Source organism: Streptomyces sp. A012304 (assembly GCF_026008495.1).
GTDB lineage: Bacteria > Actinomycetota > Actinomycetes > Streptomycetales > Streptomycetaceae > Streptomyces.
This window is the reverse complement of sequence record NZ_BQUN01000041.1, coordinates 112,042-118,756: the sequence shown is the minus strand read 5'-3', so window position 1 is coordinate 118,756 and position 6,715 is coordinate 112,042. Positions and strand designations below refer to the sequence as shown.

Genomic DNA, 6,715 nt, shown 5'->3' with positions numbered 1-6,715 from the left:
CGCCCCCCGCCCCCGCCGCCGACCGGAGTCGGCCCCACCGACGAGGAACGACCGTGAACACGTCCCCCCAGCACACCGGCTCCTCGGTCCAGGCATCCGTCGCCTCCTCCGCAGCGCCCTCGCTCCCGCCGAACGGTCCCGACGCGCGGACGGCGGCCAATGCCGCGGCCGTCGAGAACCTGCTCCGCTGCTGGGTGCGCGAGGCCGGCCTGGCCGCCCCCGACGACGGCGTCCTGCGGGTCCCGCTGCCCGCCACCGGCACCGCCTTGCTCGCCCCCGTTCACTACTGGTCCCCGACGGGCTGGCACCGCTTCGGCCCGCCGCGCCTGGCCGACGTCCCCGAGCAGTCCCCGCCCGCTGACGCCGTCACGGTCGCGGCGCTGCTGGCCCGCGAGACACCGGGCGCGCCGGGCACGCCCGAGCCCGGTCACGCAGCGGACCTCGTCGCTCGTGTCGCCGACTCCGTCCGCCGTACCGCCGCCTTCATCAGCGTGTGCCGGGAGCACCCCGCCGACGGGAGCGACCTCTTCCTCTCCGCCGAGCAGGCCCTGACCCTCGGTCATCCGCTCCACCCGACGCCCAAGAGCCGCGAGGGCCTCTCCGACGGCGAGGCGCGCTCGTACTCACCCGAGTCGCACGGCTCCTTCCCGCTGCACTGGTTCGCGGTCGCCCCTGCCCTGCTCGCCACCGACTCGGCCTGGACCGAACGAGGCCGCCCCGTGACCGCGGACCAGCTGACGGCCCGGCTCGCCGGCCCCGCACTGCCCCTGCCCGACGGCTACGCCGCCCTGCCCCTGCACCCATGGCAGCTCCGCGAGGTCCGCCACCGCCCCGAGGTCTCGGCACTGATCGACGCCGGACTGCTGCGCGACCTCGGTGCGTACGGCTCCGCATGGCATCCCACCTCCTCGGTCCGGACCGTCTACCGCTCCGGCGCCCCGGCCATGCTGAAACTGTCGCTGGGGCTGCGCATCACCAACTCCCGCCGCGAGAACCTGCGCAAGGAACTCCACCGGGGTGTCGAGGTGCACCGCCTGCTGCGCACCGGCCTCTCCCAGCGGTGGCGAGCCGCTCACCCCGGCTTCGACATCGTCCGGGACCCGGCGTGGCTCGCCGTCGACGGGACGGACGGCCTCGCCGTGACGGGGCTCGACGTGGTGCTCAGGCACAACCCGTTCACCCCGGCGGACCACGTCTCCTGCGTCGCGGGACTCGTCGCGCCCCGGCCGTACGCCGAACCGCGCGGCGGCGAGACCGGCACGCCGCCCGTGGCCCAGGACTCCCGGCTGGCCGCGCTCATCACGCGTCTCGCCCGAGGGACGGGCCGCCCGCGCGAGACCGTCGCCACCGAGTGGTTCCTGCGCTACCTGGAGCACGTCGTCCGTCCGGTGCTCTGGCTCGACGGCGAAGCGGGCATCGCCCTGGAGGCACACCAGCAGAACACCCTGGTCCTGCTGGACACCGACGGGTGGCCCACGGGCGGCCGCTACCGCGACAACCAGGGCTACTACTTCCGTGCGTCCCGCCGCGGGGAACTCGATGCCAGGCTGCCCGGCATCGGCGAGCGCAGCGACACCTTCGTCTCCGACGCGGTCACCGACGAGCGCTTCACCTACTACCTCGGCATCAACAACGTGCTCGGACTGATCGGCGCGTTCGGCTCCCAGCGGCTCGCCGACGAGCAGATGCTCCTGGCCGCCTTCCGGCGTTTTCTCACCGCCGCCGTCTGCGGCCCCGACCGGCTGCGCAGTTCCTTTCCCGCCCGGCTGCTCGACTCACCCGTCCTGCGCTGCAAGGCCAACCTGCTCACCCGGCTTCACGGCCTGGACGAACTCGTCGGGCCGGTCGACACCCAGTCCGTCTACGTCACGGTCGCCAATCCCCTCCACTCCTGAACCGGAGAGGAGCTTCGGCACCGAGAGGAGCTTCAGCCGTGCCCCCCACCGCCACCACCACCGTCACCGACGCCGCCCCCGCCATCGACAGCGTTCCCGCCGCCGCGCTCCTCGAAGGTGGGGACGCCGACTGGGGGCGGACTGTCACCCCCGCCGGGGCGCTCCACCTCGTTCCCGTACGGCTCGATCGGGACCTGCCCCGCATCGGCCGGTGGATGAACGACCCCGAAGTCGCCGCGTTCTGGCAACTGGCCGGACCGGTGTCGCTGACCGAAGAACATCTGCGTCGCCAACTCACCGGCGACGGACTCAGCGTTCCGTGCCTCGGGGTGCTCGACGGCACGCCGATGAGCTACTGGGAGATCTACCGCGCGGACCTCGATCCACTGGCCCGCCACTATCCGTCCCGGCCGCACGACACCGGCATCCACCTGCTGATCGGCGGTGCCGCCGACCGCGGGCGAGGGCTCGGCGGCGTTCTCCTCAGGGCCGTCGCCGATCTCGTGCTCGACAGGAGACCCCGTTGTCCGCGGGTCGTCGCCGAACCCGACCTCCGCAACACCCCCTCCGTCGCCGCCTTCCTGAAGGCAGGCTTCCGGTTCTCCGCCGAGGTCGACCTGCCCGCCAAGCGGGCCGCCCTCATGGTCCGCGACCGTGCCCCGCGTGAACTGCTGTGACACCCGTCGCCGGCCCCGCCGCCGAGTCGGCCCGGCCTCGTTCGGCCGGTCACTTTCAGTCCCCACTGGTCACTCCCGAACCGAACCCATCCCACCCGATCACAGTCACCGGGAGGCTCAGAGTCTTGATCCCATCCCTCTCGTCCGCCTTGGCCGCACGTTTGTCAGTGCCGCGCCGTAGGGTGGTCGCGCTATGACGAAGCCCTCACTCCCCGAACTCCTGCATGCCGCCGTCGCCGCCGTCGGCGGAATGGAGCGCCCCGGCCAGGTGTCCATGGCCGAAGCCGTCGCGGAGGCGATCGACGACGGCTCCCATCTGCTGGTCCAGGCCGGCACCGGCACCGGTAAGTCGCTGGGCTATCTCGTGCCCGCGCTCGCGCACGGGGAGCGCGTCGTGGTGGCGACCGCCACCCTGGCGTTGCAGCGCCAGCTCGTGGAGCGGGACCTGCCGCGCACGGTCGAGGCGCTGCACCCCCTGCTGCGCCGCCGCCCGGAGTTCGCCATGCTCAAGGGCCGGTCGAACTACCTCTGCCTGCACCGGTTGCACGAGGGCATGCCGCAGGACGAGGAGGAGGGGCTCTTCGACCAGTTCGAGGCAGCCGCGCCCACCAGCAAACTCGGCCAGGACCTGCTGCGACTGCGCGACTGGGCGGACGAGACGGAGGACGGAGACCGGGACGACCTCACACCCGGGGTCTCCGACCGGGCCTGGGCCCAGGTGTCGGTCTCCTCGCGGGAGTGCCTGGGCGCCTCCAAGTGCGCGTACGGAGCCGAGTGCTTCGCGGAGATGGCCCGCGAGCGCGCCAAGCTGTCCGAGGTGGTCGTCACCAACCACGCCCTGCTGGCGATCGACGCCATCGAGGGCGCGCCGGTCCTCCCGCAACACGAGGTGCTGATCGTCGACGAGGCCCACGAGCTGGTGTCCAGAGTCACCGGTGTGGCCACCGGCGAGCTCACCCCCGGCCAGGTCAACCGCGCGGTGCGCCGTGCGGCGAAGCTGGTCGACGAGAAGGCCGCCGACCAGCTCCAGACTGCCGCCGAGGGCTTCGAGCGGCTGATGGAGCTGGCGCTGCCCGGCCGTCTGGAGGAGATCCCGGAGGACCTCGGGTACGCCCTCATGGCGCTGCGCGACGCCGCCCGTACCGTCATCTCCGCGATCGGCGCGACCCGTGACAAATCGGTGCAGGACGAGGACGCGATCCGCAAGCAGGCGCTGGCCTCCGTGGAGAGCGTGCACGACGTGGCGGAGCGCATCGTCAACGGCTCGGAGTACGACGTCGTCTGGTACGAGCGGCACGACCGCTTCGGCGCCTCCCTGCGCGTCGCCCCCATGTCCGTGTCGGGCCTGCTGCGGGAGAAGCTCTTCGCGGACCGCTCCGTCATCCTGGCCTCGGCGACCCTGAAGCTGGGCGGCGACTTCAACGGTGTGGGCGCGTCCCTGGGCCTCGCCCCGGAGGGCACCCAGGGTGACGACGTCCCGCAGTGGAAGGGCATCGACGTCGGCTCGCCCTTCGACTACCGCAAGCAGGGCATCCTGTACGTCGCCAAGCACCTGGCGCGCCCCGCTCGGGACGGCGACCGCGCCGACATGCTGGACGAGCTGACGGAACTGATCCAGGCGGCCGGCGGACGCACGCTCGGTCTCTTCTCCTCCATGCGGGCCGCTCAGCTCGCCGCCGAGGAGCTGCGCGGCCGTATCCCGGAGTTCCCGATCCTGCTCCAGGGCGAGGAGACCCTCGGCGAGCTGATCAAGAACTTCGCGGCGGATCCGAAGACGTGCCTCTTCGGCACGCTGTCGCTCTGGCAGGGCGTCGACGTCCCCGGCCCCAGCTGCCAGCTGGTGGTCATGGACAAGATCCCGTTCCCGCGCCCGGACGACCCTTTGATGAGCGCCCGCCAGAAGGCGGTGGAGGACGCCGGGGGCAACGGCTTCATGGCGGTCGCCGCCACCCACGCCGCGCTGCTCATGGCCCAGGGCGCCGGCCGGCTCGTGCGCGCGTCGGGGGACCGCGGCGTGGTCGCCGTGCTGGACCAGCGGCTGGCGACGGCCCGCTACGGCAGCTATCTGAAGGCGTCGATGCCCGACTTCTGGTACACGACGGACCGCAACCAGGTCCGCAGGTCGCTGGCGGCGATCGACGCGGCGGCCCAGCAGGCGGAAGGCCAGTGAGGCGGGTGGGCCGTTCCGGTGCGGAGCGGCCCACCCGCTCGGCAGGACGACGGGCACAGCACAGGGCCCCGGAACCGGCGCAGGGATCCCGGGGCCCAGTCAGGGGGCGGGGCGAGGAGGCCGACCGCCGCCGGCTTCAGACGCGACGCAGTACGGCCACCACCTTGCCGAGGATCGTCGCGTCGTCGCCGGGGATCGGCTCATAGGCCGCGTTGTGCGGGAGCAGCCACACATGGCCGTCCTCACGCTTGAAGCGCTTGACCGTGGCCTCGCCGTCCAGCATGGCGGCCACGATGTCGCCGTTCTCGGCGACCGGCTGGCGGCGGACGGTGACCCAGTCGCCGTCGCAGATCGCGGCCTCGATCATCGAGTCGCCGACGACCTTCAGCACGAACAGTTCACCGTCGCCCACGAGCTGCCGGGGGAGGGGGAAGACGTCCTCGACCGACTCCTCGGCGAGGATGGGGCCACCGGCGGCGATACGGCCGACCAGCGGGACGTACGACGCGGCGGGCTTGCCGGCGGTGTCCGTCGGCTGCACGGTGGCGGCCTGGTCGGAGCCGCGCACCTCGTAGGCGCGCGGGCGGTGCGGGTCGCGCCGCAGGAAGCCCTTCCGCTCCAGTGCCATCAGCTGGTGCGCGACCGAGGAGGTGCTGGACAGGCCGACCGCCTGGCCGATCTCCCGCATCGACGGCGGGTAGCCGCGTCGCTGCACGGAGTCCCTGATGACCTCGATCACCCGTCGCTGCCGGTCGGTGAGCCCCGAGCTGTCCGCCCGGATGCCTGGAGGTCGGCCCGGCAGGGAGCGCTTGTGCCCCTCCGGGTTCGTGGCTTCGTTCATCGCATGCACCGGCTCGAGTCGGCCCTGGGAGCGGTCCTGGGCGGTGATGGTGGCACTGTCTGCGGTGGTGGTCACGTCGGCCCCTCTCGATGGTCTCCCTGCTGGACAACGGTAGTTGCTTTCGAAAGGTTGCGCCAAACACACGTTCGAGTGAAAAAGCGTGGATCGCCTGACTTGATCATGAGTCTGGGTGTATGGCTAACGTGCTGCCCAGCGGACAAAAGGGCTCATTGTGTACTCTTCACCGCCGGGGCCGATCACCTGGTGAGGTGTCGTCCCAGTCTGCCATCCGCCCCGCCGTCGATCGTGGACCGGGGCCCGCTCTGCGCGAGAGTCGCACCTCTCCTCCCTGTGGCGCTCACGGTATCCCCGTACCTGTCTTGGCGGTACGGCCGCACGCGCGCGTGGGTGTTTCGGCGCGCTCCGCATGCTCCGCGTGACCGTCGGATCGCGTGGGGTGAGGGTGCTCGGCGCGACACGCGATGCGGCCTGGGTGTATGAGCCAAGTCCCACATCTAGTGGTTGGATGGCGCCAGCAGCCCAGAAGTTGTGGTCCCCGGTGTCTTCAGAGGTTCCTGGATCGCCTATGCTTGGGGCTGCTTCGAGGGGCCTGTGGGGCTCGCGAGGCTATTGAGTCTGCTGTGAGGAGGGTTGGGAGTTCATGCACTGCCCCTTCTGCAGGCACCCCGACAGCCGCGTCGTCGACAGCCGTACGACCGACGACGGCACGTCCATCCGCCGGCGCCGCCAGTGCCCTGACTGCTCCCGTCGTTTCACGACCGTGGAGACGTGCTCGCTCATGGTGGTCAAGCGGTCCGGAGTCACCGAGCCGTTCAGCCGCACCAAGATCATCAACGGGGTGCGCAAGGCATGCCAGGGGCGGCCTGTCACTGAGGACGCGCTCGCCCAGTTGGGGCAGCGGGTCGAAGAGGCGGTGCGGGCCACCGGGAGCGCCGAGCTGACCACCCACGACGTGGGGCTGGCCATACTCGGCCCGCTGCAGGAGCTCGACCTCGTCGCGTATCTCCGCTTCGCCTCCGTCTATCGGGCCTTCGACTCGCTCGAGGACTTCGAGGCGGCGATCGCGGAACTCAGGGAACAGCCGGGACAGCCCGTCGCGGACGACGACGAC

General features: G+C 71.6%; 5 protein-coding genes. 4 read left to right on the top strand and 1 reads right to left on the bottom strand.

Features of this window, described 5'->3' with window-relative positions:
• The first annotated feature begins 53 nt into the window (after positions 1 to 53).
• The 3 genes from ALMP_RS10770 (at position 54) to ALMP_RS10760 (ending at position 4,742) form a co-directional block, all read left to right on the top strand.
• The gene (locus tag ALMP_RS10770) at positions 54 to 1,895 is read left to right on the top strand and encodes an IucA/IucC family siderophore biosynthesis protein (RefSeq protein ID WP_264926394.1); all 1,842 of its coding nucleotides are present in this window, start codon (positions 54 to 56) and stop codon (positions 1,893 to 1,895) included.
• Positions 1,790 to 2,572, top strand: coding sequence for a GNAT family N-acetyltransferase (locus ALMP_RS10765; protein ID WP_264926404.1), 783 nt, complete (start codon positions 1,790 to 1,792; stop codon positions 2,570 to 2,572). Before ALMP_RS10770 ends, ALMP_RS10765 begins: the two co-directional genes overlap by 106 nt.
• A gap of 193 nt (positions 2,573 to 2,765) precedes the next feature.
• Complete coding sequence (locus ALMP_RS10760; protein ID WP_264926392.1) at positions 2,766 to 4,742, top strand: ATP-dependent DNA helicase; 1,977 nt, start codon at positions 2,766 to 2,768, stop codon at positions 4,740 to 4,742.
• 136 nt (positions 4,743 to 4,878) lie between these two features.
• On the opposite strand, the gene lexA is transcribed toward ALMP_RS10760, so the two are convergent.
• Positions 4,879 to 5,658: a transcriptional repressor LexA gene (gene lexA, locus ALMP_RS10755; RefSeq protein ID WP_264926391.1), complete on the bottom strand. Its 780-nt coding sequence runs from the start codon at positions 5,656 to 5,658 to the stop codon at positions 4,879 to 4,881.
• A 586-nt stretch (positions 5,659 to 6,244) separates the two neighbouring features.
• Here lexA and nrdR point away from each other — a divergent pair.
• Positions 6,245 to 6,715: transcriptional regulator NrdR (gene nrdR / locus ALMP_RS10750; protein ID WP_264926389.1), on the top strand; the 471-nt coding region annotated here is incomplete at its 3' end.

Excerpts from the sequence above, each read along its gene's own strand:
- ALMP_RS10760 (WP_264926392.1), top strand. The coding sequence starts at position 2,766 with ATGACGAAGCCCTCACTCCCCGAACTCCTGCATGCCGCCGTCGCCGCC.